Genomic DNA, 22,000 nt, shown 5'->3' with positions numbered 1-22,000 from the left:
GATGTGACAATTAGAGCGCGTTTTTGGCTAATTTCGATTTGTAGCGCTATACCGCTTCTACTCCAAAACCCGAAAGTTCTCGTGGGTTATGACGCGGAAGTTGTCTGACACTTTGTCGCGGAATTTCTGCCATTCCTGCGGGATGGTCTCACGCATGAATGCAAGGATGGCGTTGGCGAACTGCTTCTGACTTGGGTAGTAGCGATTATGGGTGACGTATTGATGCAAGACCGCCCAAAGACGTTCAATTGGATTGAGATGTGGTCAATAGGGCGGCAGTTGGATCAGATGGATACGGCAGGCTGTCCTTGCAAGAAAAGCCCTGACATCGGGCCCTTTGTGGTAGGCGGCGTTGTCCCAGATGACATGAATGACGCGCTTGCCGGGGTTGCGCGCTTCGATCTTGGTCAGAAGCTGCGCGGCACTGACCCCATCGACGGTCGTGGGTTCGACAAAGGGTGCATCGAAGGTTTCGAGGTTCACAGCCCCATGAATGTTCATGCGACCACGCCCCGCCGCGCTGAGAACCGCTGGATTTGATCCAACCTTCACCCAGCCAAATGCGGGCTTGGTCTGGTATTCCGGATGCACCGCGTCCGCGAAGTAGGCGGCTTCATCTGCTGGTAACTCGCGCATCAGGCGTTCGTAGGATGCGATGAAAGCGGCCTGCATTTGCGCTGATGCCACGCGTGGCAGGGGCTTGGGCTTGCGGTATTCAAAACCCAGTCGGGCCAGAAGTTTGATGCAGCCAGAATTTGAGTAGTCCAGACCAAATTCAGCACAGATATGGGCCCTGATCTCGACCGTAGAGCGACAGAAGCGTTCTTCCAGCCAAGCGCACAACCCAGCCTCCTGTGCCTGCGACATACGGGACTGACCGCCCTTCCAGCCGTCATAGGCAAGCGCATCCCAGCCATCTTGCCGGTAGCTCTTATACCAGCCACGGATGGTGTCGTCGTCCAGGTAAAGAAATTTAGCAATCCGAGCGCAGCTTTCCCCATCGTCGAGCAGCAGGATCGCATTTGCCCGACGGGCAATACCGTGGTCTTCGCGCTGACGGCGCACGCACGCCTCAAGCTCAATGCGGTCTGATGAGGAAAGAAAGCCAGGACGGATCATAGGCATATGATGAATCGTTCCAAACACAGCCGTCAAGACATCAAATTCGGCTTCCGCAGGACTCGGAGTATACTTCATATATTGGTTACTCAAAGCTGCCCGAAACTGAAAAACAACCGGCATCATATTTCGCAAAGCGTCTGAAAAATGTGCCCGCTTGGCTTTGGTGGATCGCGGTACGACGCGAAATCAGGCTGATCATCGTAAGGTTGCGAAAGACGAGTGGCAGATTACTCGAATAGCGAAAAATCATTGTGCTGTAGCTCAGTGCCGCACGCCGGTCGAGATGGGCCCGGCTGTCAGAATCCCGGGTGCGGACACTCCGGCCAGGAAGGCCGCCGAGCCGGCCAACGGGTTCCTGCGCGTCTTGTCAAATTCATCGATAATCTTGTCCTTTCATTGATTTTCTGCTCGACGCAAATGCGGTATCGTAACTAGGACCGGGAGAGAAGCGGCGATCACTGTCCAATTGTCCGGGACCACCTCATTTGGGCTTCGGGCTGAAATACTTGTCGAACTTGTTCTCTACGCCGTCATAATCGGCAGCATCTGCCGGAGCCTCGCCTTGCTGGATGATGTTCGGCCAATTAGCGGAAAAGTTGCGGTTGAGTTCAAGCCAAGCCTCGGCACCTTGATCGGTGTCCGCTAGGATTGCATCTGCGGGACATTCCGGTTCGCAGACGCCGCAATCGATGCATTCGTCCGGATGAATGACGAGCATGTTTTCGCCTTCGTAAAAGCAATCGACGGGGCAGACCTCAACACAGTCCGTATATTTGCACTTGATGCAGGATTCCGTTACCACATAGGTCATCTGAGGTCGTTCATTTGTGGCGGAAGCGCTCTTGCCAAAGCGCGCTGAGGCATTTTTGGGCTTATCATCTGAGAGGGTCCTTTCGACATTGACTTCGGGCGTTTCGCTTTCAACTTCATGATGTCGTTAATGGCTTTCGGCGATTGCAGACGAGCAGGAACAAGATCGTCAGACCGAGCGCCGTAGTCCAGATTGTTTTGGCAACCAACGGGATGCGCGCCTTTGCCCTGATCGTTACAAGATCCATGAGCATTTTCTCGCTTCCGGGGGCGATGGTCGCTATCATAAGTGCTAGACGCGGTGCACCTTCCGAAAATTGGCGCGAGTCGGCTCCGAAATGAGGCTTTGACCGTTCACGGAGAAGTAAGACGTGTGCAATCAGCAAAGCGACGCGCTGAAGTTTCATAGCGGTTGCATTGGGTTTTACATCTTGCGCTTGACCATAAGCTTCTTGATTTCAGCGATTGCTTTTGCCGGATTAAGGCCCTTGGGACAGGTAGCGACACAATTCATAATCGTGTGGCAGCGATAGAGCTTGAACGGGTCTTCAAGATCATCCAGCCGTTCGTCCATCGCCTCATCGCGGCTGTCGGATATCCAGCGATAAGATTGCAGAAGCACTGCTGGCCCCAGAAATTCCTCAGTGCCGTCTTTATCACCGTTCCACCAGTAGCTGGGGCAAGAAGCGGTGCAGCAGAAGCAGAGAATGCAGTTGTCCAAACCCTCTAGCTTATCGCGGTCTGCTGGGCTCTGTATGCGCTCCCGGTCGGGCGTCGGCGTATCGGTCTTAAGCCAGGGCTCGATTGACGCATATTGCGCGTAAGCGTGTGTCAGATCCGGCACCAGGTCCTTGACGACTTCCATATGCGGCAACGGATAAACTTTCACGTCACTCCTGATGTCACTGATTGATTGTATGCACGCCAGCGTGTTGATGCCGTCGATGTTCATCGCACAGGAGCCGCAAATGCCCTCCCGGCAGGACCGCCGGAAAGTCAGCGTTGGGTCGATCTCGTTCTTGATCTTGATGAGAGCGTCCAAAACCATCGGGCCGCAGGTGTCGAGATCCACTTCATAGGAGTCTATGCGGGGGTTCTCTTCGTCGTCCGGGTTCCAGCGGTATACCTTGAAAGACTTCGTTCTCACGGCGTCGACCGGTTTCGGCCAAATGTGGCCAGTGGTCATCCGTGAATTGGCTGGCAGGCGAAGCTGGACCATCCTAGTAAAACTCCACATCTGGGTCTTGAGCGATGGCGTTTAACTGCTGAGCAGATAGACTAATGTGCGCCCCGTTGTCTTCATTCACAAGCATTGACTGATGAGGCCGTCCGCTTTGGGGTCTGCTTTGGCGGCGCGTTGCAAGATGATATCTGCCGAAGGGAATGACGCGGCCGTCTTCTCCCGGAATAATAACAGGAAAGCAGACGTAAACGACCTGTTCCGCGATCTTCACCAACGGCTCGGCAGGTTTTGACAAGTGCCGTGCAGCCAAGAGCGGCCATTCAGCGTCCCGGTCATATGCAGTGCGTTTACTGTTCGTTGAAGTAACGGCGGCCATCAGCACGTTCTTTTTCCTTGGTATCGTGACAGCAGGCCCTTGTCCTTCAGAAACTGTTCCAATTCGCCGCTTTTGTGAGCCTCGCGAACGATGTCGTGACCGCCGACAAACTCTCCTTTCATATACAATTGCGGGATCGTGGGCCAGTCGGTAAATTCCTTGGTTCCTTCACGGATTTCCTTGTTTTCAAGCACATCGACATCTTTGAAAGGTAGTTTGAGTTTGCTCAGCAACTTTGTCACCGCAGACGAAAAACCACATTGTGGCGCTTCCCTCGTCCCCTTCATATAAAGCACAATCTCATTTTCGTTGATTTGCGACTTGATGGTTTCGAGCGCTGTATTCCGCCCCATGATATCCTCCTTTTTATTGCTTTAAGTGGTGATGGCATGGGCGCGATTGCCGGGGATGTTGCTTGCTTGGACGGTGGCAATCCGGGGTCTCGAAACCCATACTAGCGTTGCGGCAATTTTTGCATCTTGTCTCCACTTCCTTCTCTGCTGAGATATGGTATCGAAATGAAACTACATTAATATAGATTCGAAACTAAGTGCTTGTCAACGTAGTATGGAAACGATATCAATTTTCATTGAAAAAATAGACGCTTAGGGGCGCGAAGCCACCGAACTGGTCAACCGCCTAGTGTGGATTACCTCGGGCCAGATAGCGGCGCGACAGTTTCTCTCTCTCGCTAACCCTTTCGGTGTAATTTCAGTGTTACCGGATAGAAAAAGACAAAACGTTACAGCGAAGGAAGCGGCGTGATGGAAGGTTGGCCAAAGAAAGCGGGTTGCATACTGCTGCTACGCAGGCGGAGAAAGGGTTGAGGGGTTTCCAAGGACACTAGAAACTGATGGCCGCCTGCGTCATCCGGAAAAGGCTCACAAACCGGACAATCCAACTCAGCCCAAGCCCCCTTGGATCCGGGTCAAGGCACCTACTTCGGACACCTACCACGAAACCCGCAAGATCGTTCGCGAACACAATCTCAAGACGGTGTGCGAGGAAGCCGCCTGTCCCAACATTGGGGAATGCTGGTCCAAGAAGCACGCCACCATGATGATCATGGGCGAGGTCTGCACTCGGGCGTGCACATTTTGTAATGTTGCGACCGGGAAGCCGGACCATCTTGACCCCTTTGAACCGACCAATGTCGCCAGAGCCGTGGCGCGTCTCGGGCTTGCGCATGTCGTGACTACATCGGTCGATCGGGACGATCTGGCCGATGGTGGTGCGGAGCATTTTGCGGCGGTTATTCGAGCCATCCGGGAGACAACGCCGGACACGACGACCGAGGTTCTTACCCCGGACTTCTTGCGCAAAGATGGTGCGGAAGGCACCGTCGTTGCAGCCAAACCGGATGTCTTCAATCACAACCTGGAGACTGTGCCAAGGCTCTACGCCGAGGTTCGGCCGGGGGCACGTTATTTCAATTCCCTGCGCTTGCTCGACCGCGTCAAGCAATTGGATCCTGCTATGTTCACCAAATCGGGCATCATGGTCGGCTTGGGAGAGAGCGGCGAAGAAGTGCTCCAAGTCATGGATGACCTGCGTGCTGCCGATGTCGATTTCCTGACCATTGGGCAGTATCTACAGCCAACGCCCAAGCATCATGTCGTCGATCGTTTTGTCACACCGGATGAGTTCAAGCGCTTTCAGTCTATGGTGTATGCTAAGGGCTTCCTCACGGTCTCGGCCTCGCCTCTGACGCGTTCCTCTTACCATGCTGGCAAAGATTTCTCCCGCTTGCGGGCTGCGCGTCAGGCCCTTCTTTTTAAGGCCCGGAGTGATGCACAACTGGCCAAGCGAGACGGGTCTCTTGAACCCTCGGCTCAATGGTGACCCGCTCGTCGGTGCTATCCGAATGGTGCAAAGCATTGTGTCGCCCGCAGGCTGTGCGAGGCCGCATGTTTGGCACTTGCCGTCACCATTCACTCATTACGATATGGATATGACAAAATGCATCAACGCGGCTGCTGCCAAGAAGGTTATCGAGCGGGTGCCATCATGCCATCATCACGGTCCCACGCTTCGAATTCGCCACCAAGGCGTGGGAAGAATATTTTACAACTACGCTTGGTTCCCATTAAGCTGCAGAAATAGCAGGATTTTGATTGGTTAAGTTAAGTGTTCCGCAACAGAGTCAATTGTGTGAACACTGATCTTGGAAAAGCGTTATCGCAGAAAATCTGGGGGAGGATGCATCCTGTTGCTGACACCGCCGAAATAACCGGGAGGTGAGTAGCAGACATGGAGAATGCCAAGAAATTCAACGTCGCACAAAAACTGATCCAATCGCATCTGGTCGCTGGCGAGATGACGCCAGGTGACCCAATTGAACTCAGGATCGACCAGACGCTGACCCAGGACGCCACAGGAACCCTTGCCATGCTGTCACTGGAGGCAATCGGGCTCGACCGTGTAAAGACCGAAGTCAGCGTCCAGTATGTCGATCACAACCTGCTGCAAATCGACAATCTGAATCCGGACGATCACTTGTTCCTCGAAAGCATCTGCCGGCGCCTTGGCGTCTGGTACTCGCGGCCGGGCAACGGCATTAGCCATATGGTGCATATGCAGCGCTTCGGGAGGCCCGGTGCGTCTCTCCTGGGCTCTGACAGCCACACGCCAGCGGCCGGCGCGCTTGGTATGCTGGCGATCGGAGCGGGCGGCCTCGATGTGGCGCTTGCCATGTCGGGCGAAACTTTTGAGACGGCCATGCCTGAGACTTTCGGCGTCAAACTCGTGGGCAAGCTTCCCGACTGGGTCAGCGCCAAGGACGTGATCCTCGAGATGCTGCGTCGGCACGGGGTGTCGGGCGGTATCGGCAAGATCATCGAATACTACGGTCCCGGCCTGGCTGACCTAACCGCAATGGATCGTCATGTCATCGCCAATATGGGCGCGGAATTGGGCGCGACAACGACAGTTTTTCCGTCTGATGAAGAGGTCAAGCGCTTTCTCGAGAGCGAGGGAAGAGGCGAGGATTGGGCTGAGCTCACCGCCGACGACGGCTGCGCCTACGGTCATCATGACGAGATCGACCTCTCAACTCTCGTGCCCCTGATTGCCAAGCCATCGAGCCCAGGTAACGTCGTGCCTGTCAGTGAGGTCGAGGGAGAAGATATATATCAGGTCTATATCGGATCGTCGGCCAATCCGGGCTGGCGTGACTTTGCAGTGGTATCCGATATCGTGCGAGGAAAGGTGGTCCCGCCGACGGTTTCCTTCGACATCAACCCGTCCTCTCGCCAAACTCTCGAAACTCTGATCGCGGACGGTCGGCTTGGTGCCATGGTGGCCGCCGGGGCACGGATACATCAGGCTGGCTGCAACGGGTGTATCGGTATGGGGCAGGCCCCCGCGACCGGACAGAATTCACTGCGAACAGTGCCGCGCAACTTTCCGGGTCGATCGGGGACCAGGGAAGATTCGGTGTTCCTCTGCTCTCCCGAGACCGCCGCTGCGTCTGTACTTACGGGCAAAATAACCGATCCCCGCTCTCTCGATATGCCTTGCCCGCAACTTAGATATCCAGAGAAGACGGTCGTGACAAAGACGATGATTGATGCACCACCCAACCCGCACGAGTCGCGTTCTGTCGTGGTGGTCAAGGGTCCGAACATCAAATCGCTTCCCGTGTTCGACCCGTTGCCTGACACGTTAGAGCTGCCGGTAATCCTCAAGATGGGCGATGACATCTCGACTGACGAGATCATGCCACCGGGCGCAAAGGTGCTGCCTTTCCGTTCGAACATTCAGAAGATCGATGATTTCTCGTTCGAGCGTATCGACACGAGCTATGTCGAGCACGCGCGCGCCTTGCGTAGCACAACCGGTCATTCGGTGATCGCTGGTGACAATTACGGCCAGGGCTCTTCGCGCGAACATGCGGCCGTCGCACCACGCAACCTCGGTTTGAGGCTTGTACTGGCCAAAGGTTTTGCGCGCATCCATCGGCAGAATCTGGTCAATTACGGTGTTCTGCCGCTCGTATTTGCCGAGCCGAAGGACTATGAACGCCTTGAAACAGGTGATGTCCTCATCGCGCGGGATTTGCATCAAACGCTGGCAAATGGCGGCGATGTCATCCTTGATATCCAGGGCAAGGACTCCATTTCTACAAGACACGGCCTCACCGAGAAGCAGCTTGCGGTGATTGTGGCAGGCGGCTTTATCAATTGGCGACGAAAATCACTAGCAGCGGGGACTTGAAATGACCTGGTCTTGATGTGATCTGATGGCGCGCACGCCGCCATCGACTGGCATAAAAATGTGCTGTGGTCTGCACGGGGTACAGGGCCAAGATGTTTTGCGGTGCCAAACCGGCTAACCGTATCTGTTACATTGTAATTGCGCCCGCCTCAGCCGCTTCTGTCCATGATACCCGTCGTGGCTGGGCCGGGCCAGGAGAATGATGATTTGAGACTACCGAATGCGAGGCACGACGCGGCCATGCTGAGGGCCATTGCGGCGGGCGTTCCGTCAGGCTGAGCACAATAAAAGATGGTCGCTTTCAACTTTTGACAAAAGGCAGACATGCGAGGCGTTGTTGCAGGGATCAAGTGGGGATAATGGGCAATTGCGTCAGCGCAAGTGCGACCATCGCCGCCAGAAAAAGCGTTTCGGCAACTAGCAGGGCTGCCGCCGGTTTTCCAACCTTCAGGATCTCGGCGGGGCGTGTCTTGAGGCCGACCGCCGCGATTGCGGTCAGCAGCAACCAGCCTGATCCGTCGACCGCAATCGCAAGCAGTGTGGCAGGCAAGGTCGCCGCGGAATTCAGCGTCGCCAGCAGAATGAATGCCAATACGAAACCCGGGACAATGGGTGGCCGTGTGCCGGAGGGATCTGGGGTCGAAACGCTGCGCAGAAAGACCGACGCCATGATAACCACCGGAGCCAGCATCGCGACGCGCAGAAGCTTTACAAGGGTAGCGGTTTCGCCCGCCTCCTCAGAGATTGAAAACCCCGCACCGACCACCTGGGCCACATCATGGATCGTTGCGCCAAGGTAAATGCCCGCCGTTACATCGTCAAAGCCAAGGGCCTGGCTTAGGATCGGATAGACGATCATGGCGATGGTCGACAGAATGGTGACGCCAACGACCGTGAACACCAGCCTGTCGTCAGACTTATCGTCCTTTGGCAAGATCGCAGCAATCGCGAGCGCGGCTGACGCTCCACAAATTGCAACAGCCCCTGCCGACAAGAAGGCAAAGCGATAGCGGAACCCGTATAAACGCGAGGTCGCAAGGCCAAAGCCAATTGTTGCAGGCACCATCAGCACAACCATCGCCACGATGGGCCAACCAATAGCCCCGACCATATCAAAGTTGATCCGAAGCCCCAAAAGCGCCACGCCCATTAGCAAAAGCGCCCGAGCACTCAACGCGATACCCGGCCCACAACGCGCATCACGGGACAGAAAGTTCAGGCTGATCCCGAACAGAAGGGCCAGCAACATCGACGGTGCGCCATAGTGTTCTGAGATGAACTTGCTCGCCAGCGCGATCATAACCGCCACAAGCACACCAGGCAGAAGCGTCTGGATGCGGGCGTTCCAGCCGGAGAAATTCATATATGCAACCTTGGAATTATATGAGTGATTGGCCTGTATGCAGATGGTTAAATTGGCATTTGCCAAGGTCTCTGTGAGCAAAATGTAATGCGTCGGAAAACACATGGCAATATCATCACGACGTATGTGCTGCGTCAAAGAACGCGCGCTCACATCGTACCGCTTTCTGGAACATTGCCGTTGCGGCTGTTTGTTGGGCATCATTCAAATCGTCCTAGATAGCATCCAGTTGATCGCGCAGGTAGAATACAAACAGATTCAAAATCTGCCGCAGTATGCAGGTCAATCCATTCTGAATACCAGAAGGGCAAATTCGGATTGTAATTTTTGTAGCGCTCAGCCCAGGTCAAATGGCTCCATTCAGCAACGACAAGGACGGCGAGCATCTGCCCGTACTCGTCTGTCAGGGATCCTCCTGTGCAGACAAACGCTTTCAATGCCGCAAAATTTTACCGAGTTTCTCATATCCGGGAACTAGGGCCAGAACCCATCGAAAGAAATAGTGACCTTGCATTGCGTAAGTAGTTCGATTTCGCTATCAAAATGCCATGACATACACATCAAGCTGCTCTGACGAAATCGCCGAACTCCTTATCCATATAGGGCGCTCTTCGCGCGGTGAGGACTTGGCGTCCCCCCTGACTGCGGCGCAATGGACTTGCCTGCGGTTTTTTGCGCGCGCCAACCGCGTTTCGCGCACGCCATCCGCGTTCGCTAGTTTTCAGGTTACCACGCGGGGAACGGCCTCCCAGACGATCAAAACCCTCGAAGAGAAAGGGCTTCTTGCGCGGTTTCGTTCTGATAGTGATGGCAGGAGCGTTCGCCTCGAGATCACCGAGCAGGGCCATGAAACCCTCAAGGCGGACCCGCTGGCAGATTTAATGTCTGTGATAGACGTTATCAAACCGAAAGAGCGGGCAGCATTCTTGGCAACTCTGTCGCACCTGTCCGAAACCCTTGCGGGGCTGAGAGGTGCGCAGGCGTTCGGCACATGCGAGGCCTGTACGCACTACGCACCGTCGGACGCTGGGGGCTATTGCGCCTGTATCGCCGCAGAACTGGCCCCCGACGACTTTGGCAAGCTATGCGTTAATTTCGGCAGTGGCGGTATTCTGTCACTCCTGCCGGGCCCATCGAATGAAATAGGCAAAGGTTGAGAGCAATGACACAACAAGACGCACAGGTTGGGCAAGGCGGCGGGCAAGGTGAACGCAAGCTAATCGCGATCAGCAGTGGCAAGGGCGGTGTCGGGAAATCAACCGTAACAGCCAACATCGCCGTCGCAATGGCCCGCATGGGGCTGCGCGTCGGCGTCGTCGATGCCGATATCTACGGGCCTTCTATTCCGGGAATGCTGGGTATTGCGGGCAACCAGAAACCCGCCATGTCACCAGACCAGAAAGTAATCCCGGCCGAGGCCTTTGGCATCAAGGTGATGTCGATGGCGATGTTGTCGGACGATGACAGCCCCGCCATCCTGCGCGGTCCGATGGTCACCAAATATCTACAGATGTTTGTCGCTCAGGTCGAATGGGGTGAGTTGGATGTGTTGCTTCTGGATCTGCCTCCGGGGACCGGCGATATCCAACTGACACTTGCACAGGCCTTTCCGTTGACCGGCGCGGTTGTGGTTAGCACGCCGCAGGATGTAAGCCTGAAGATCGCGCGGCGCGGCCTGCGGATGATGCAACAGGTGAACGTCCCGATCCTTGGGATCGTCGAGAACATGAGCGGCTTTGCCTGCGCGTCCTGCGGTGAGGTCACGCATATCTTCAGCAAGGGCGGCGGCGAGGCTATTGCGAGCGAACTGGGCGTGCCTTTCCTCGGGGCCATTCCGATCGAACCGGAAATCGTGGATGCGGGCGATGCGGGCATACCGCTCGTCAGCGCACACCCGGACAGTCTTGCTGCACAGGCCTATGTCAGGATCGCTGAGGCGCTTGTTGGCAGGGGGGCCGCCCATGGCGGTCTTGCGTTGCCCTTCGACTGGCAGCTCTCGGACGGCACCGGCAAGCCGGCTGATGCAGCACCCATGAGCGGCGGCGCGGCTGACGTGGTCACAGCGCTCGATCATGACGAGATCGGGTTAATGATCCGCTGGCAGGATGGGCACGCGCAATTGATAGGATCGCGCGATCTACGGCTGAACTGTCGCTGTGCCGCCTGCCGCGACGAGATGAGCGGTGCGCCAATACTTGATCCATCCCGCGTGCCGCAGACTATCACGCCAACGCGCATTTGGAGCCTTGGGAATTACGCGCTTGGGATGGCGTTCAGTGACGGGCACAGTTCAGGCATCTACACATTCAAAGCCCTTCGAGACATGCAAAGCGCCGAGGTCGAAGATGTCTGATGCTCCGACGCGCCGCCGCATTCGGGTACAGGCCACGCCCAAAGACCCGCAAACCCTGCGCTTTATCCTTGAGGTGCCCATGCAAGGGGACGCATCGGTGCGTTACGAGGATGCAGGCGCAGATGCCCCGCTGGCGCGTGCGCTATTCGCCATTCCCGGAGTGCAACATATCGAGGTTTCTGGCGCGTCCATACATATCACCCGCATCCCTGAGGGGGATTGGACAGCGATGAAGGCCCCGATTGCAGCGGCGATCCGGGACGTGTTGGATAATGAAGCCTTGCCTCTGGGCCAAGGCTTTGACGCGCCTTTAGACGAAGATGCGCGGCTTCTGCGGGCCGTCAGCGATCTGCTTGACCGCGAGGCCAACCCAGCGATCGCCAGTCATGGGGGCAGCGTCGCGGTAGAGCGGGTCGAGAACAGTGATGTCTATCTGCGCATGTCAGGGGGCTGCCAAGGATGTGCTGCGTCCTCCGCCACGTTGCGACAGGGTATCGAGACCATGCTGCGCGCCGCCCTTCCCGCAATTCGTGAAATCATCGACCTGACAGACCACGACGCCGGGACCAACCCTTTCTACACCGGCACGCCGGGCAATACTCCGACCCTGAACCGGTCCCTGCCCCCCGGGACGGTCGGATGGGAAGACGGACAGATCATCATAGATCCCGAATATCTCGCACCGAAACTTGGGCTGACGCCAGACACCTTGCGCGCAGGGATGCGCAACGGTGACATCGTCAGCAGCTCCGAAACCGGGACTGAAGATCACGCGGGAAAGACACGCATCACAGTGCGAACGCCGGTCAGAGCCTGGGCGGCAGAAGTGTTTGCTGACGGCACCAGCCGCGAAGCTCCACCGCCGCGTGCAAGGCCAATTCAAGCCACCGTCGGGGAAACGCTGGCTGACCAAGTTCGACGATATCTCCAGAACCTGCCCGAAGACAAAGTGCCAATTACCTATGGAAAACTTGCGCGCGGGCTTGGATATTGGGCGCCGGGTTCGATCGCCAAAGTGACCTCCGCACTCGAGGCCACAATGCGCGTGGATGCAGCGTTAGTGACACCTTTCATCGCAGCGCGGGCCGTCAGCCGCAGCGGGGATAAACTCCCCGGCAAGGGCTTTTTTGAACTGGCGCAGGCGTTGGAACGTGGACCCATGGATGGCGAAACTGACCGTGCTTTCCATGAACGACTTCTAGGTGAAGTCTCATCCACGCTCGAAAAAATTCAGAAAACAGCTTCAGAGTAGTCGCTTGAGCAGATTGTTCGTGGGGTGGATTTCTGTAAGGTTGGAATTTTTTTGCTGCGTCATTCTGCCCCTTACGGCACCCCGCTGTTCAAAATATTTAGTATCGAAACGAAATCAATTTGACAAGAAGACCTGAAGTCAGTTAGTTTTGTTTCGTTACTAAATTGAGCGATGCAATGAACAAGCCAATATCAAACTGGGGGACACAGCCGCGCCGCAAGCGCACTCCTAACATGCTCAGCGCCGGCGAAGAGTTGCATCTTTTGCGGGCGTGGCAACAACGTGGTGACCAGCGCGCACGCGAAAAGGTAATCACAGCCTTCAGCCCGATGGCCGGCGCAATGGCAAAACGGGCATTGGCAGGGTCGCAGACGGCTGAAGCCGATCTTTTGCAGCAGGCAAATATTGGACTGATGAAGGCGGCAGACCGCTTTGATCTTGACCGAGGTTACCGTTTTTCAACCTATGCCGTCTGGTGGGTCCGTGCTGAAATTCAGGACTACAAGCTGGCAAACAGATCGATTGTACGGCGCCCGAATTCGGCCGATCTCCGAAAATCCATCGCCAACCTCTCGCGGATTGATGAGGCCGTCTCAAACGATCCCTCTATCAGTAAGGCCGACGCGGATACGCGCGTTGCCAGGGCGCTTGGCGTCAGCCCCCGAAGGCTGAACGATCTGCGTGAGCAGGTTTCCGGTTTGGACTTCTCGCTGAATGTACCATCACTCGGAGATGACGGAGACGACCGGATAGCGCGGCTCGTCGATCCAGTCAGCATGGAAGATGCCGACACTATGAACCGCCACGATATCAAGACGCTGCGCGCTCTTCTTGTCGAGATGATTGGCGCTCTGCCCGACCGTGAGCGCGAGATCATAGTCGCGACGCAGCTCCAAGACCCACCGGCCACGTTGGAAGTGCTCGGAATTCACTTCGGAATCTCTAGGGAACGCGTGCGGCAGTTGCGCGAACGCGGCTTTGAGAGGCTGAGAACCACCATGGGGCAACGAGATCTAGAGATGGAGTACTTCGTCTAAAGGCAGGCAGCCAAGTTCTGTCGCAAAGCGCAATTACAAGGCCAAAAAGAGCACCACTGAATGCAAAGTTGTTCAGAAAACGGCCGCATGACTATCATGGGATAATGACTATGGAACCAAGATTGATCGACCCGTTTCGCCGCACGATTTCTTACCTGCGCGTCTCTGTCACTGACAGATGCGATTTCCGCTGCGTCTATTGTATGTCGGAGAACATGACGTTCCTGCCCAAGAAGGAACTGCTGACGCTGGAAGAGCTGGACCGTATGTGCACTACCTTTGTCGGCCTTGGCGTGGAAAAACTGCGGATAACGGGGGGCGAGCCTTTGGTGCGTCGCGATGTCATGACCTTTTTCAAGGGTATGACGCGGCATCTTGAAAGCGGCGCATTGAAGGAGCTGACCGTCACAACAAACGGATCGCAGCTGGAGAAATTCGCGGGCGATCTGGCGGCTTGTGGCGTGAAGCGGATTAATGTTTCGCTGGATACGCTGGACGAGAAGAAATTCGCCAAGATCACACGCTGGGGCCGCCTGCCACAAGTGCTAGCGGGCATCCGCGCCGCGCAAAAGGCGGGCCTACGGGTCAAGATCAATACCGTGGCGCTGAAGGATTTCAACGAAGACGAGCTGTTCACGCTGGCCCATTGGTGCGCCGAAGAAGGCATGGATCTGACGTTCATTGAAGTGATGCCGATGGGCGATCTCGGGAACGAGGATCGCATCGGCCAGTACTGGTCGCTGAAGGACCTGCGCGCCCAGTTGGAAACGCGCTTTACCACGACTGACCTGTCAGAGCAGACAGGCGGCCCGGCCCGCTATGTTCGGATCAACGAGACCGGTCAAAAAATTGGCCTTATTACGCCGCTAACGCATAATTTCTGTGAAAGCTGCAACCGCGTGCGCCTGACCTGCACCGGAGAATTGTACATGTGCCTTGGGCAGGATGACATGGCCGACCTGCGCAAACCGATGCGCGAGCATGCTGATGATGCCATGTTGCAGCAGGCGATCCGCGACGCGATCCTCCGCAAGCCAAAAGGGCATGACTTCGACTATTCACGACAGAAGGTCGACGGTCAGGTCATCCGCCACATGAGCCATACTGGCGGCTGAGCTCAGGGGCGTTGTTGCACGGATCGACGTATGAGGGCACGCTGTAACAAAACACTTATTCGGAGGAAGCATGACAATACGGCAAGACATTATCGACAAACTCGGTCTCGCATTGCCGATTGAACATCTGGAAGTCATCAATGAAAGCCATAAGCACAATGTGCCGGAGGGGGCGGAATCACATTTCAAGGTGGTGATCGTGAGCTCTGCCTTTGTAGGCAAGAAGCTGGTGGCACGCCACCGGCTGCTCAACGGCATCCTTGCAAAAACCCTCTCCGCTCATATTCATTCGCTGGCATTGCACACGATGACCAAAGAGGAACGGTCCATCTCAAAAGAAGCACCCGCATCGCCCCCTTGCCTGGGTGGCGGCGCACGGCGGTGATCAAAACGCGTCATGTGCTGCTGCGGCCATCAGTTCATTGTCTCGTTATGGAATCTCGTCCGCTCCACTAGAGCGTGTCGCGTTTAATCGGCTCTGTATCCTGCGGCCTTGAAGAAGTTGTAGCATTCCTCCGCGCTGAACAGGTCGCATACGTGGCCGACCGCGTGCCAAAGCTGATCGTAGGTTTGGGCCGCAGCCTTTCTGATCAGCTCCTTGAGCTTCGAGAAGGCCATTTCGATAGGATTCAGATCGGGGCTGTAGGGTGGCAGGAATAGGAACCACGCGCCGATGTCACGCAGGGCTTCGGAGGCAGCGGGGCTTTTGTGGCTCGGCAGGTTGTCAAGGATAACCACATCACCCTCGCGCACCAGCCCCGCGCAGGAGCGGGTGAACTGGGTGATGGATGAAGTCATGTCGGGGCGGATGAGCCAGGCCGACGGGATGGTCGAGATGGCACGCGCCCACGAGATGATGCGCGAGGAAGCCTGCGCGCGCACTACCCACCCTGAGCACCGCTGGGAGGAGTGATCATGGCCAAACGCAAATCCACCCCCGAGGCCGCCCGCGAAGCCTTGATCCTCGATATCGCCCAGCGCCGGTTCTTCATTGAAACGCTGGAGACCCGCAACCGCGACCGGCTCGACTTCCACGATGTGGCCGTCTGGGCGATCCGCGATGCGCTGGAAGAGGCCTTTGAAGCTGGCCGCCGTGCCGCAACCCAACCCTGAAAGGACAAGATCATGACCACCACCACCATCCGCATCGACATCGCCACGCTGCCCGACCATCTGGACCGTTCGCGCCTGAACAGCGTCGCCGCCGGTATCGAGGACGCGCTGAAGGAAGCGGGCGTCCGCGCCGACTGCTCGGACCTCTTCTCCCACATCAAGATCGACCTGCCGACCGCGCAACTGGCCGCTGCCAGCGCCGTGCTGGTCGAGCTGCAGTTGATCTGAGGCGGGCAGATGAGCACCCGCGCGCAGATCGCCATCCAGACCGGCCCCGAGGAATGGACGCACGTCTACGTCCACTTTGACGGCTATCCCGCCCATATGCTGCCCGCGCTGGCGCGGTGGAAACCCGAGGACATCCTTGCCGCGCGCGAGATCCGGCAGGTCACGGCCGAGGCACTGGATTGCTTCAACCCGCCGCGCGATCCGCACATGCTGCCGCGCCCGACGCCGGAATTTGCGCACCTTTATATGTGGATCGGCTGCCAATGGGTGACGGTCGTGCCGCAGCCGGATGCTGATTGACCAACGCCGGGGCAGCGCGGAGTGTAATCATAAAGCAATGATATTGCTTGTTATTGCCTACACTAACCGCGCCGCCAGAGCGATGCTGATTACACCAAAACGATGCAACTCACCCCCGGAGACCAAGCCATGACCATCCGCCGCGCCACTGACAATTCCAAAGCCCTCGACGCATTCATGACCACCAAGTTCCAGATCGACGCAATGCTGGCGCGCTTGACGGCCCTCAGCGACGACCACTTCAACACCCACCCGGACGAGGTCAACTGGGGTGACGTTGGCACCCTGAATCACTACGCCAGCCTCATGCGCGAGATCACCAACAGCGCCTTCAAGGAGGGCGAACATGCCGATTGATCCCGCCCAGCGCCACCAGATCGAACAGGATGCGATCACCGCAGTTTGGGAGGCCGAACGACTCGCCGCCTGCGACGACGCCATCGCCCTGCTGCGCGAGATTGCTGATCTGGAGCGCGACGATGATGGCGACGTGATCATCGGCACGGATGCCGATGGCCACAATGACCTGATGTCGCGCATCGTCGCCTTCCTTGCCACCCACGACCAGTAAGAGGAACCCGCCATGACGAAACTGACCGAAACTCAGACCATCATCCTCAGCGCCGGAGCCCAGCGCCCGGACAACATCGCCCTGCCGCTGCCCAAGGGGCTGCATGGCGCGGCCGCAAAGATGGCCGTCACCAGAATGATCGAGCGCGGTTGGCTGCAGGAAGTCGATGCCAACCTGCGCCGGGGCGAGCCGCTCTGGCGCGAGACCGGCGATGGTCACGGCACCACGCTGGTGGTGACGGCTGCAGGCTTCTTGGCCATCGGGGTTGAGCCCACAGTGGACAAGACTTTGCCCGCCATCCGCGAACATGCCGCAAAGGCAACGCCACCGAAGCTGCCGACCCAGCGCGCTGGGACCAAGCAGGCGATGCTGATCGCGATGCTGCAGACCGCTGAGGGCGCCACCATCGCCGAAATCGTCGCAGCGACCGGCTGGATGAGTCACACCGCGAGGGGCGTGATCTCCGGGGTGCTGAAGAAGAAACTGGGATTGGCGATCACCGCGACGAAGGTCGGCGGCAGGGGATCGGTGTATCGGATCGGCTAATGTCACGATGAGCCCAATGTGTCTGTGTTGTCGTGATGTCATTCATTTGCTATAAGACGATATAACAGAACGCCGGGTCAACGGCGCTGCTTATCCGAAAGTTTTAAATATGACACTTTTGAAGTTGGCTGCATATGAGCAGCCGCTTAAGTGGGCAGCCCTATTTCTGGGCCTGTGCAGCACGGTTTCCATCGTTCAGAATTGGCAATTGGCGGCTATGATGCTTGGCTTACCATTTTGCTTGATATGGGTTTTCTGCGGCTGGCTCCGGACAGAGCCACAGCTGAAACACATCAATGTAATCTTCTCGGCTCTCTACGTGTATGGGATATTTCGATACTTCTCGATCAACGCCTAACAGAGCCAGAGGCCGCAACGCCCGATCTTCCGTTTGTTTGCCCGGTTTTGTTACTCAAGGCTGCGCGAGGTAAAGGCCGCTTGGTCCGCACAGCAGACATCGGCGGTCTTCTGCAGGCGCGTCAATTTGGGACCACCGTTGCCACCCTCCCTGTCACCATCTCCCATCGCCGCACGGCAACGTCGCAATAGACCGGGTCCAGTTCCATCGCAAAGCAGCTCCGCCCAGCGCGTTCAGCGGCTACCAATTGGGTACCGGAGCCGCAAAACGGCTCATAGATCAGATCGCCGGGATCGCAGAACGCGGTCAGCACCGCATCCACCAGTGCCACCGGGAATACTGCCGGGTGCGATCCGGCCGCCCCGAGCCCGCCTTTGTGGCGCATGATCCGGAAGACGCTGTCCGGGATCCGATGGCTCTGGATCGCGTTGCCGCTGCCGGTTTTGGCGTGGACGGTGCCGTCGGCCCCGCGCAGGCCACCGCTGCCGAGGGTTTCGCCCGCGTGTTTGGACGGGACGGTCTTGTGCGGTTTGCGTGGGCTGCGGTTGAAGTGGAAAATGAACTCGTGTGACGGGGCGAGGCGGCCCTGCCAGTCGCCCGGCAGGCCCGGGCCCTGATCCCAGACATACCAGCCAAAGCGTCGCCAGCCAGAACTGCGCATCCATTCCACCCATCCTTCCCAATAGGGTTGATGGGGTGGATGGCTCCTGCTCCAACCAGCGTCGCAATGCGCTATAATGCAGGTGTCGATATCTGCATATGAGAGGAGCCACCCCATGCAAGTTACAACAATAGGCGTTGATCTGGCCAAGAACATTTTTCAAGTTCACGGGATCGCTAGAGACGAAGAGGTCGTCTTCAACCGGCCGTTGAGACGCGCACAACTATTACCGTTCTTCACGAAGCTTGAACCCTGTCTCATTGGTATGGAGGCCTGTAGCAATGCGCATCATTGGGCTCGGGAGTTCACAGCGTTGGGCCATATTGTCCGCCTGATCCCACCGAAGTATGTCAAACCATACGTCAAACGCGGGAAGTCCGACGCCATCGATGCCGAGGCCATTTGTGAAGCGGTGACGCGTCCGACGATGAGATTTGTTGCGATAAAAACCGTTGAGCAACAAGCTCTGCTGTCGCTCCATCGCGCACGGGCTCTGCTTGTCCGACAACGCACCCAGTTGATCAATGGCTTGCGTGGTATGGTCGCTGAGTTCGGCGTTTACATCGCGAAGGGCCTCGCGCGGGTCATCGGATTTGCAGAGGATATTTTAGTAGGCGAAGTGCTAGATCTGCCCGAGATTGCCAATGAGGTGATCCATAACCTGTGTGAGCACCTCGTGGCACTTCATGCCCGAATCCGGTGGTATGAAGAACGGCTCAAGCTGGTCGCCAAGGAAGATGCGCGTGTCCGTTTATTGCGTACTATTCCAGGCGTTGGTGTTGTGACAGCCTCGGCAATCATCGCCAGCATTGGTGACGGCCATCAGTTCCGCAATGGCCGTGAGTTTGCAGCATGGCTGGGTCTGACGCCTGCAAACAAGTCCAGCGGCGGGAAAGAGAAACTGGGGCGCATTACGAAAATGGGTGATCAATACTTACGATGCTTGCTCGTTGTCGGCATGACATCACTTGTCCGACAGACCAAATCCCACCCGGAGCGCGCCAGCAAATGGCTGACATCGTTGCTGGAACGAAAACCAGCGCGCGTCGCAACTGTCGCGATGGCAAACAAAACGGCAAGGATTGTCTGGGCGGTCCTGACCCGCAACGAACCATACACACCCCACACAGTTTGAGAGACAAAGGAACAACGAGTTAGCAAGACCTGCGAGATGATGGTGCATAAGTCTGCCGCCAAAACCAAGACACCCCGCCGAATGGCTCGGGCATTAAAGCCCGCAAAGCTGATAGGGACTTGGTTTGCGGAATCCATCAGGGCCAGCGGTCAAAAACCGCGCAAACAGGCCGGACACATGACTGCTTCTGACAAATGCACAAATCTGATCAAAAATGTCTTGCTATGCAGGAGCCATCCACACATGCCATTCGCTGTCGCGGTGCACGAGGCCGAGGTTGACCAGTAGCTGCGCGTCGGCTGTGACCGGGGCCGACGCGAACACGCCCTGCATCAGCGCATCCCAATCGCCGACCTTCTCCTTCGCCGCACCGTAATCGCGCTGCTGGGCGTAGGGCGGTGAGGTGAACATCAGCGTCGCCGTCTCATTCTGCATCAGCTTGGCCACGGCAGCAGGATCGGTCGCATCGCCGCAACACAGCCGATGCTTGCCCAGCGCCCGGATATCGCCCGGGCGGGTGATAGGTTCGGTGGGCGGTTCGGGGATGGCGTCGGCCGCATCGTCAGAAATCGCCGGGCGGTCGTCGGCGTCTGCCAACAGAGCGTCCAGTTCGTCCTCGGGGATGCCGATCAGCCCGAGGTCGAAGTCCTCGGCCAGCAGCGCCTGCAATTCCTGCAAGAGCAGGGCTTCATCCCAGCCGCCCAGCTCGGTTAACTTGTTGTCAGCGATCCGGTAAGCCCGGCGCTGCGCTTCGGTCAGATGGCCCAGAATAATGACCGGGGCCTCCGTCAGCCCAAGATGGGCCGCCGCCAGGATACGGCCATGGCCAGCAATCAGCTCGCCATCGGCGGCAACCAACACCGGCACGGTCCAGCCGAACTCGGCCATGCTGGCGGCGATCTTCGCGACCTGATCGGCGTCGTGAGTCTTGGCGTTGCGGGCATATGGCTTCAGCCGGGCCAGCGGCCAGTGTTCGATCCGACCTGGAAGCAGGGGCTTGCTCATGCCGCCAGCCTCTTGGCCTTCAGGTCGGCAAAGGTCTCGCCCGTTTCCGCCAGCACGGCATTGGCACCGGTAAATTGCTGCCAGCGCTCGATGGCGACATCGACGTAGGCTGGGTTCAATTCTATTCCGAAGCACACCCGGCCGGTGGTTTCCGCCGCGATCAGCGTGGTGCCGGATCCCATGAAGGGTTCATACACCGCCTGACCGGGGCTGGAGTTGTTCAGGATCGGGCGGCGCATGCATTCGACCGGCTTCTGAGTACCGTGCACGGTGGCCGCGTCTTGGTCCTTGCCGGAAATGTGCCACAGCGTGGTCTGCTTGCGATCGCCCGCCCAATGTCCCTTGCCGGTTTTCTTCACTGCATACCAGCAGGGTTCATGCTGCCAGTGATAGTCACCCCGGCTGAGGACGAGGCGGTCCTTTGCCCAAATGATCTGCGACCGCACATTGAAGCCAGCCGCCACAAGGCTTTCAGCCACGGTGGTCGCATGCAGCGCGCCATGCCAGAGATAGGCGACATCGCCGGGGAACAGCGCCCACGCTTCGCGCCAATCTGCTCGGTCGTCGTTCAGCACCTTGCCGGTGCGTTTGGTCTTGGCCGCACCTGACTGGTTGCGCCAAGACGGATCGTACTCCACGCCATAGGGCGGATCGGTGACCATCAGCAGTGGCCTTACATCACCCAGCAGCCGCCCGACCACATCGGCGGAGGTGCTGTCGCCGCAGATCAGCCGATGCGATCCAAGCTGCCAGAGATCCCCCGCGACCGACACCGGCGTGACGGGTGGTTCGGGGATATCGTCTTCGCCCTCGACTGCGCCGCCTTCTACCTGATCCGGGTCGCGCAACAGCGCATCAAGATCCTCGTCGGTGATCCCGAGCAGCGACAGATCGAAATCCTCGGCCAGCAGCCCCGCGATCTCGTCTCGCAACATCGCCTCGTCCCATTCGCCCAGCTCGGTCAACTTGTTGTCGGCGATCCGGTAGGCCCGGCGTTCCGCTTCGTCGAGGTGGCTCAGCCGGATCACCGGCACGTCCTTCAGCCCCAGCATGGCGGCGGCCAGCACCCGGCCATGCCCGGCGATCAGTTCGCCATCGTCGGCCACCATGCAGGGCACGGTCCAGCCGAACTTCGCCATGCTGGCCGCGATCTTGGCCACCTGGTCGGTGCCGTGGATCTTGGCATTGCGGACGTAGGGGCGCGGCCGGTCAATCGGCCAGGTTTCAATCTGGCTCGGTGCGAAGACCAGGTCCATG

26 protein-coding genes and 1 pseudogene are annotated in these 22,000 nt (G+C 57.6%); 16 read left to right on the top strand and 11 right to left on the bottom strand.

Annotated elements, in window-relative coordinates:
- Positions 1-264 precede the first annotated feature (264 nt).
- From PVU19_RS17450 to grxD, 6 genes are all read right to left on the bottom strand, one after another.
- Positions 265-1,245, bottom strand: coding sequence for an IS630 family transposase (locus PVU19_RS17450; protein WP_235575864.1), 981 nt, complete (start codon positions 1,243-1,245; stop codon positions 265-267).
- A 358-nt stretch (positions 1,246-1,603) separates the two neighbouring features.
- A complete protein-coding gene (gene fdxA / locus PVU19_RS17445; RefSeq protein ID WP_050663550.1) occupies positions 1,604-1,933 on the bottom strand; it encodes a ferredoxin FdxA in 330 nt (109 codons plus the stop codon).
- A 115-nt stretch (positions 1,934-2,048) separates the two neighbouring features.
- Positions 2,049-2,339 (bottom strand): hypothetical protein, encoded by a 291-nt coding sequence (locus tag PVU19_RS17440; protein WP_089278665.1) that lies wholly within the window; start codon positions 2,337-2,339, stop codon positions 2,049-2,051.
- A gap of 17 nt (positions 2,340-2,356) precedes the next feature.
- Positions 2,357-3,151: a succinate dehydrogenase iron-sulfur subunit gene (locus PVU19_RS17435; protein ID WP_050663551.1), complete on the bottom strand. Its 795-nt coding sequence runs from the start codon at positions 3,149-3,151 to the stop codon at positions 2,357-2,359.
- A 1-nt stretch (position 3,152) separates the two neighbouring features.
- Positions 3,153-3,497 (bottom strand): hypothetical protein, encoded by a 345-nt coding sequence (locus PVU19_RS17430; protein WP_152911667.1) that lies wholly within the window; start codon positions 3,495-3,497, stop codon positions 3,153-3,155.
- Positions 3,491-3,844: a Grx4 family monothiol glutaredoxin gene (gene grxD, locus PVU19_RS17425; RefSeq protein ID WP_050663552.1), complete on the bottom strand. Its 354-nt coding sequence runs from the start codon at positions 3,842-3,844 to the stop codon at positions 3,491-3,493. Before grxD ends, PVU19_RS17430 begins: the two co-directional genes overlap by 7 nt.
- Before the next feature lie 508 nt (positions 3,845-4,352).
- Here grxD and lipA point away from each other — a divergent pair.
- Positions 4,353-5,333 carry a lipoyl synthase gene (lipA, locus tag PVU19_RS17420; RefSeq protein WP_050663553.1) on the top strand — a complete coding sequence of 327 codons (981 nt, stop codon included), beginning with the start codon at positions 4,353-4,355 and terminating at the stop codon, positions 5,331-5,333.
- 408 nt (positions 5,334-5,741) lie between these two features.
- Complete coding sequence (locus PVU19_RS17415; RefSeq protein ID WP_050663554.1) at positions 5,742-7,706, top strand: aconitate hydratase; 1,965 nt, start codon at positions 5,742-5,744, stop codon at positions 7,704-7,706.
- A 346-nt stretch (positions 7,707-8,052) separates the two neighbouring features.
- Here the strand turns inward: PVU19_RS17415 and PVU19_RS17410 are convergent, their stop codons facing one another.
- Positions 8,053-9,273: a YeiH family protein gene (locus PVU19_RS17410; protein ID WP_321164592.1), complete on the bottom strand. Its 1,221-nt coding sequence runs from the start codon at positions 9,271-9,273 to the stop codon at positions 8,053-8,055.
- A gap of 344 nt (positions 9,274-9,617) precedes the next feature.
- On the opposite strand from PVU19_RS17410, the gene PVU19_RS17405 reads away from it, so the two are divergent.
- From PVU19_RS17405 to PVU19_RS17380, 6 genes are all read left to right on the top strand, one after another.
- Positions 9,618-10,226, top strand: a complete 609-nt coding sequence (locus tag PVU19_RS17405; RefSeq protein ID WP_050663555.1) for a MarR family winged helix-turn-helix transcriptional regulator — start codon at positions 9,618-9,620, stop codon at positions 10,224-10,226.
- 5 nt (positions 10,227-10,231) lie between these two features.
- Positions 10,232-11,422 (top strand): P-loop NTPase, encoded by a 1,191-nt coding sequence (locus tag PVU19_RS17400; RefSeq protein WP_050663556.1) that lies wholly within the window; start codon positions 10,232-10,234, stop codon positions 11,420-11,422.
- A complete protein-coding gene (locus PVU19_RS17395) occupies positions 11,415-12,674 on the top strand; it encodes an iron-sulfur cluster biogenesis protein NfuA (protein WP_050663557.1) in 1,260 nt (419 codons plus the stop codon). The genes PVU19_RS17400 and PVU19_RS17395 overlap by 8 nt, the downstream gene beginning before the upstream one ends.
- Before the next feature lie 176 nt (positions 12,675-12,850).
- Positions 12,851-13,711 (top strand): sigma-70 family RNA polymerase sigma factor, encoded by an 861-nt coding sequence (locus PVU19_RS17390; RefSeq protein ID WP_050663558.1) that lies wholly within the window; start codon positions 12,851-12,853, stop codon positions 13,709-13,711.
- A 110-nt stretch (positions 13,712-13,821) separates the two neighbouring features.
- The gene (moaA, locus tag PVU19_RS17385; RefSeq protein WP_050663559.1) at positions 13,822-14,826 is read left to right on the top strand and encodes a GTP 3',8-cyclase MoaA; all 1,005 of its coding nucleotides are present in this window, start codon (positions 13,822-13,824) and stop codon (positions 14,824-14,826) included.
- Positions 14,827-14,896: 70 nt separating this feature from the next.
- Positions 14,897-15,211 (top strand): BolA/IbaG family iron-sulfur metabolism protein, encoded by a 315-nt coding sequence (locus PVU19_RS17380; RefSeq protein WP_050663560.1) that lies wholly within the window; start codon positions 14,897-14,899, stop codon positions 15,209-15,211.
- A gap of 83 nt (positions 15,212-15,294) precedes the next feature.
- Here PVU19_RS17380 and PVU19_RS17375 read toward each other — a convergent pair whose 3' ends face one another.
- Positions 15,295-15,624: a transposase gene (locus PVU19_RS17375; RefSeq protein ID WP_050663570.1), complete on the bottom strand. Its 330-nt coding sequence runs from the start codon at positions 15,622-15,624 to the stop codon at positions 15,295-15,297.
- On the opposite strand from PVU19_RS17375, the gene PVU19_RS17370 reads away from it, so the two are divergent.
- From PVU19_RS17370 to PVU19_RS17340, 7 genes are all read left to right on the top strand, one after another.
- A complete protein-coding gene (locus tag PVU19_RS17370; protein ID WP_268785036.1) occupies positions 15,611-15,739 on the top strand; it encodes a hypothetical protein in 129 nt (42 codons plus the stop codon). The two genes, PVU19_RS17375 and PVU19_RS17370, sit on opposite strands and share 14 nt — an antisense overlap.
- A 2-nt stretch (positions 15,740-15,741) precedes the next feature.
- Positions 15,742-15,939 (top strand): DUF6900 domain-containing protein, encoded by a 198-nt coding sequence (locus tag PVU19_RS17365; RefSeq protein WP_050663561.1) that lies wholly within the window; start codon positions 15,742-15,744, stop codon positions 15,937-15,939.
- 12 nt (positions 15,940-15,951) lie between these two features.
- On the top strand, positions 15,952-16,167 hold the full coding sequence (locus PVU19_RS17360; RefSeq protein WP_050663562.1) for a hypothetical protein: 216 nt from the start codon (positions 15,952-15,954) through the stop codon (positions 16,165-16,167).
- 9 nt (positions 16,168-16,176) lie between these two features.
- On the top strand, positions 16,177-16,467 hold the full coding sequence (locus tag PVU19_RS17355; protein WP_050663563.1) for a hypothetical protein: 291 nt from the start codon (positions 16,177-16,179) through the stop codon (positions 16,465-16,467).
- A gap of 129 nt (positions 16,468-16,596) precedes the next feature.
- Positions 16,597-16,824 (top strand): hypothetical protein, encoded by a 228-nt coding sequence (locus PVU19_RS17350; RefSeq protein ID WP_050663564.1) that lies wholly within the window; start codon positions 16,597-16,599, stop codon positions 16,822-16,824.
- A complete protein-coding gene (locus PVU19_RS17345; protein WP_050663565.1) occupies positions 16,814-17,038 on the top strand; it encodes a hypothetical protein in 225 nt (74 codons plus the stop codon). Before PVU19_RS17350 ends, PVU19_RS17345 begins: the two co-directional genes overlap by 11 nt.
- Before the next feature lie 12 nt (positions 17,039-17,050).
- Entirely contained in the window at positions 17,051-17,584 is a 534-nt protein-coding gene (locus tag PVU19_RS17340; protein ID WP_050663566.1) for a DUF3489 domain-containing protein, read from the top strand.
- 479 nt (positions 17,585-18,063) lie between these two features.
- Here PVU19_RS17340 and PVU19_RS17335 read toward each other — a convergent pair whose 3' ends face one another.
- A complete protein-coding gene (locus tag PVU19_RS17335; RefSeq protein ID WP_369038178.1) occupies positions 18,064-18,603 on the bottom strand; it encodes a DNA-methyltransferase in 540 nt (179 codons plus the stop codon).
- A 115-nt stretch (positions 18,604-18,718) separates the two neighbouring features.
- Between PVU19_RS17335 and PVU19_RS17330 the strand changes: the two genes are divergently transcribed.
- Positions 18,719-19,738, top strand: coding sequence for an IS110 family RNA-guided transposase (locus tag PVU19_RS17330; protein ID WP_050663567.1), 1,020 nt, complete (start codon positions 18,719-18,721; stop codon positions 19,736-19,738).
- A 246-nt stretch (positions 19,739-19,984) separates the two neighbouring features.
- Here PVU19_RS17330 and PVU19_RS17325 read toward each other — a convergent pair.
- Positions 19,985-20,743: pseudogene (locus PVU19_RS17325) on the bottom strand (ParB/Srx family N-terminal domain-containing protein); the annotation flags it as partial.
- Entirely contained in the window at positions 20,740-21,999 is a 1,260-nt protein-coding gene (locus PVU19_RS17320) for a site-specific DNA-methyltransferase (protein WP_050663568.1), read from the bottom strand. The gene PVU19_RS17320 and the pseudogene PVU19_RS17325, both read right to left, overlap by 4 nt.
- Position 22,000: the final 1 nt, after the last annotated feature.

It is taken from the genome of Roseovarius tolerans (assembly GCF_028885395.1).
GTDB lineage: Bacteria > Pseudomonadota > Alphaproteobacteria > Rhodobacterales > Rhodobacteraceae > Roseovarius > Roseovarius tolerans.
The sequence above is the reverse complement of the archived record's forward strand: the minus strand, read 5'-3'. Positions and strand labels throughout refer to the sequence as shown.

What these genes read in the sequence shown, in the direction of transcription:
- PVU19_RS17390 (WP_050663558.1), top strand. Translation starts at nt 12,851, where the DNA reads ATGAACAAGCCAATATCAAACTGGGGGACACAGCCGCGCCGCAAGCGC.
- fdxA (WP_050663550.1), bottom strand. Translation starts at nt 1,933, where the DNA reads ATGACCTATGTGGTAACGGAATCCTGCATCAAGTGCAAATATACGGAC.
- PVU19_RS17365 (WP_050663561.1), top strand. Translation starts at nt 15,742, where the DNA reads ATGGCCAAACGCAAATCCACCCCCGAGGCCGCCCGCGAAGCCTTGATC.
- grxD (WP_050663552.1), bottom strand. Translation starts at nt 3,844, where the DNA reads ATGGGGCGGAATACAGCGCTCGAAACCATCAAGTCGCAAATCAACGAA.
- PVU19_RS17360 (WP_050663562.1), top strand. Translation starts at nt 15,952, where the DNA reads ATGACCACCACCACCATCCGCATCGACATCGCCACGCTGCCCGACCAT.
- PVU19_RS17435 (WP_050663551.1), bottom strand. Translation starts at nt 3,151, where the DNA reads ATGGTCCAGCTTCGCCTGCCAGCCAATTCACGGATGACCACTGGCCAC.
- PVU19_RS17335 (WP_369038178.1), bottom strand. Translation starts at nt 18,603, where the DNA reads ATGCGCAGTTCTGGCTGGCGACGCTTTGGCTGGTATGTCTGGGATCAG.
- PVU19_RS17340 (WP_050663566.1), top strand. Translation starts at nt 17,051, where the DNA reads ATGACGAAACTGACCGAAACTCAGACCATCATCCTCAGCGCCGGAGCC.
- PVU19_RS17380 (WP_050663560.1), top strand. Translation starts at nt 14,897, where the DNA reads ATGACAATACGGCAAGACATTATCGACAAACTCGGTCTCGCATTGCCG.
- PVU19_RS17450 (WP_235575864.1), bottom strand. Translation starts at nt 1,245, where the DNA reads ATGATGCCGGTTGTTTTTCAGTTTCGGGCAGCTTTGAGTAACCAATAT.
- PVU19_RS17410 (WP_321164592.1), bottom strand. Translation starts at nt 9,273, where the DNA reads ATGATGCCCAACAAACAGCCGCAACGGCAATGTTCCAGAAAGCGGTAC.
- PVU19_RS17330 (WP_050663567.1), top strand. Translation starts at nt 18,719, where the DNA reads ATGCAAGTTACAACAATAGGCGTTGATCTGGCCAAGAACATTTTTCAA.
- PVU19_RS17375 (WP_050663570.1), bottom strand. Translation starts at nt 15,624, where the DNA reads ATGACTTCATCCATCACCCAGTTCACCCGCTCCTGCGCGGGGCTGGTG.
- PVU19_RS17415 (WP_050663554.1), top strand. Translation starts at nt 5,742, where the DNA reads ATGGAGAATGCCAAGAAATTCAACGTCGCACAAAAACTGATCCAATCG.
- PVU19_RS17370 (WP_268785036.1), top strand. Translation starts at nt 15,611, where the DNA reads ATGGATGAAGTCATGTCGGGGCGGATGAGCCAGGCCGACGGGATGGTC.
- PVU19_RS17345 (WP_050663565.1), top strand. Translation starts at nt 16,814, where the DNA reads ATGCCGATTGATCCCGCCCAGCGCCACCAGATCGAACAGGATGCGATC.
- moaA (WP_050663559.1), top strand. Translation starts at nt 13,822, where the DNA reads ATGGAACCAAGATTGATCGACCCGTTTCGCCGCACGATTTCTTACCTG.
- PVU19_RS17350 (WP_050663564.1), top strand. Translation starts at nt 16,597, where the DNA reads ATGACCATCCGCCGCGCCACTGACAATTCCAAAGCCCTCGACGCATTC.
- PVU19_RS17355 (WP_050663563.1), top strand. Translation starts at nt 16,177, where the DNA reads ATGAGCACCCGCGCGCAGATCGCCATCCAGACCGGCCCCGAGGAATGG.
- PVU19_RS17400 (WP_050663556.1), top strand. Translation starts at nt 10,232, where the DNA reads ATGACACAACAAGACGCACAGGTTGGGCAAGGCGGCGGGCAAGGTGAA.
- PVU19_RS17320 (WP_050663568.1), bottom strand. Translation starts at nt 21,999, where the DNA reads ATGGACCTGGTCTTCGCACCGAGCCAGATTGAAACCTGGCCGATTGAC.
- PVU19_RS17395 (WP_050663557.1), top strand. Translation starts at nt 11,415, where the DNA reads ATGTCTGATGCTCCGACGCGCCGCCGCATTCGGGTACAGGCCACGCCC.
- PVU19_RS17440 (WP_089278665.1), bottom strand. Translation starts at nt 2,339, where the DNA reads ATGAAACTTCAGCGCGTCGCTTTGCTGATTGCACACGTCTTACTTCTC.
- PVU19_RS17405 (WP_050663555.1), top strand. Translation starts at nt 9,618, where the DNA reads ATGACATACACATCAAGCTGCTCTGACGAAATCGCCGAACTCCTTATC.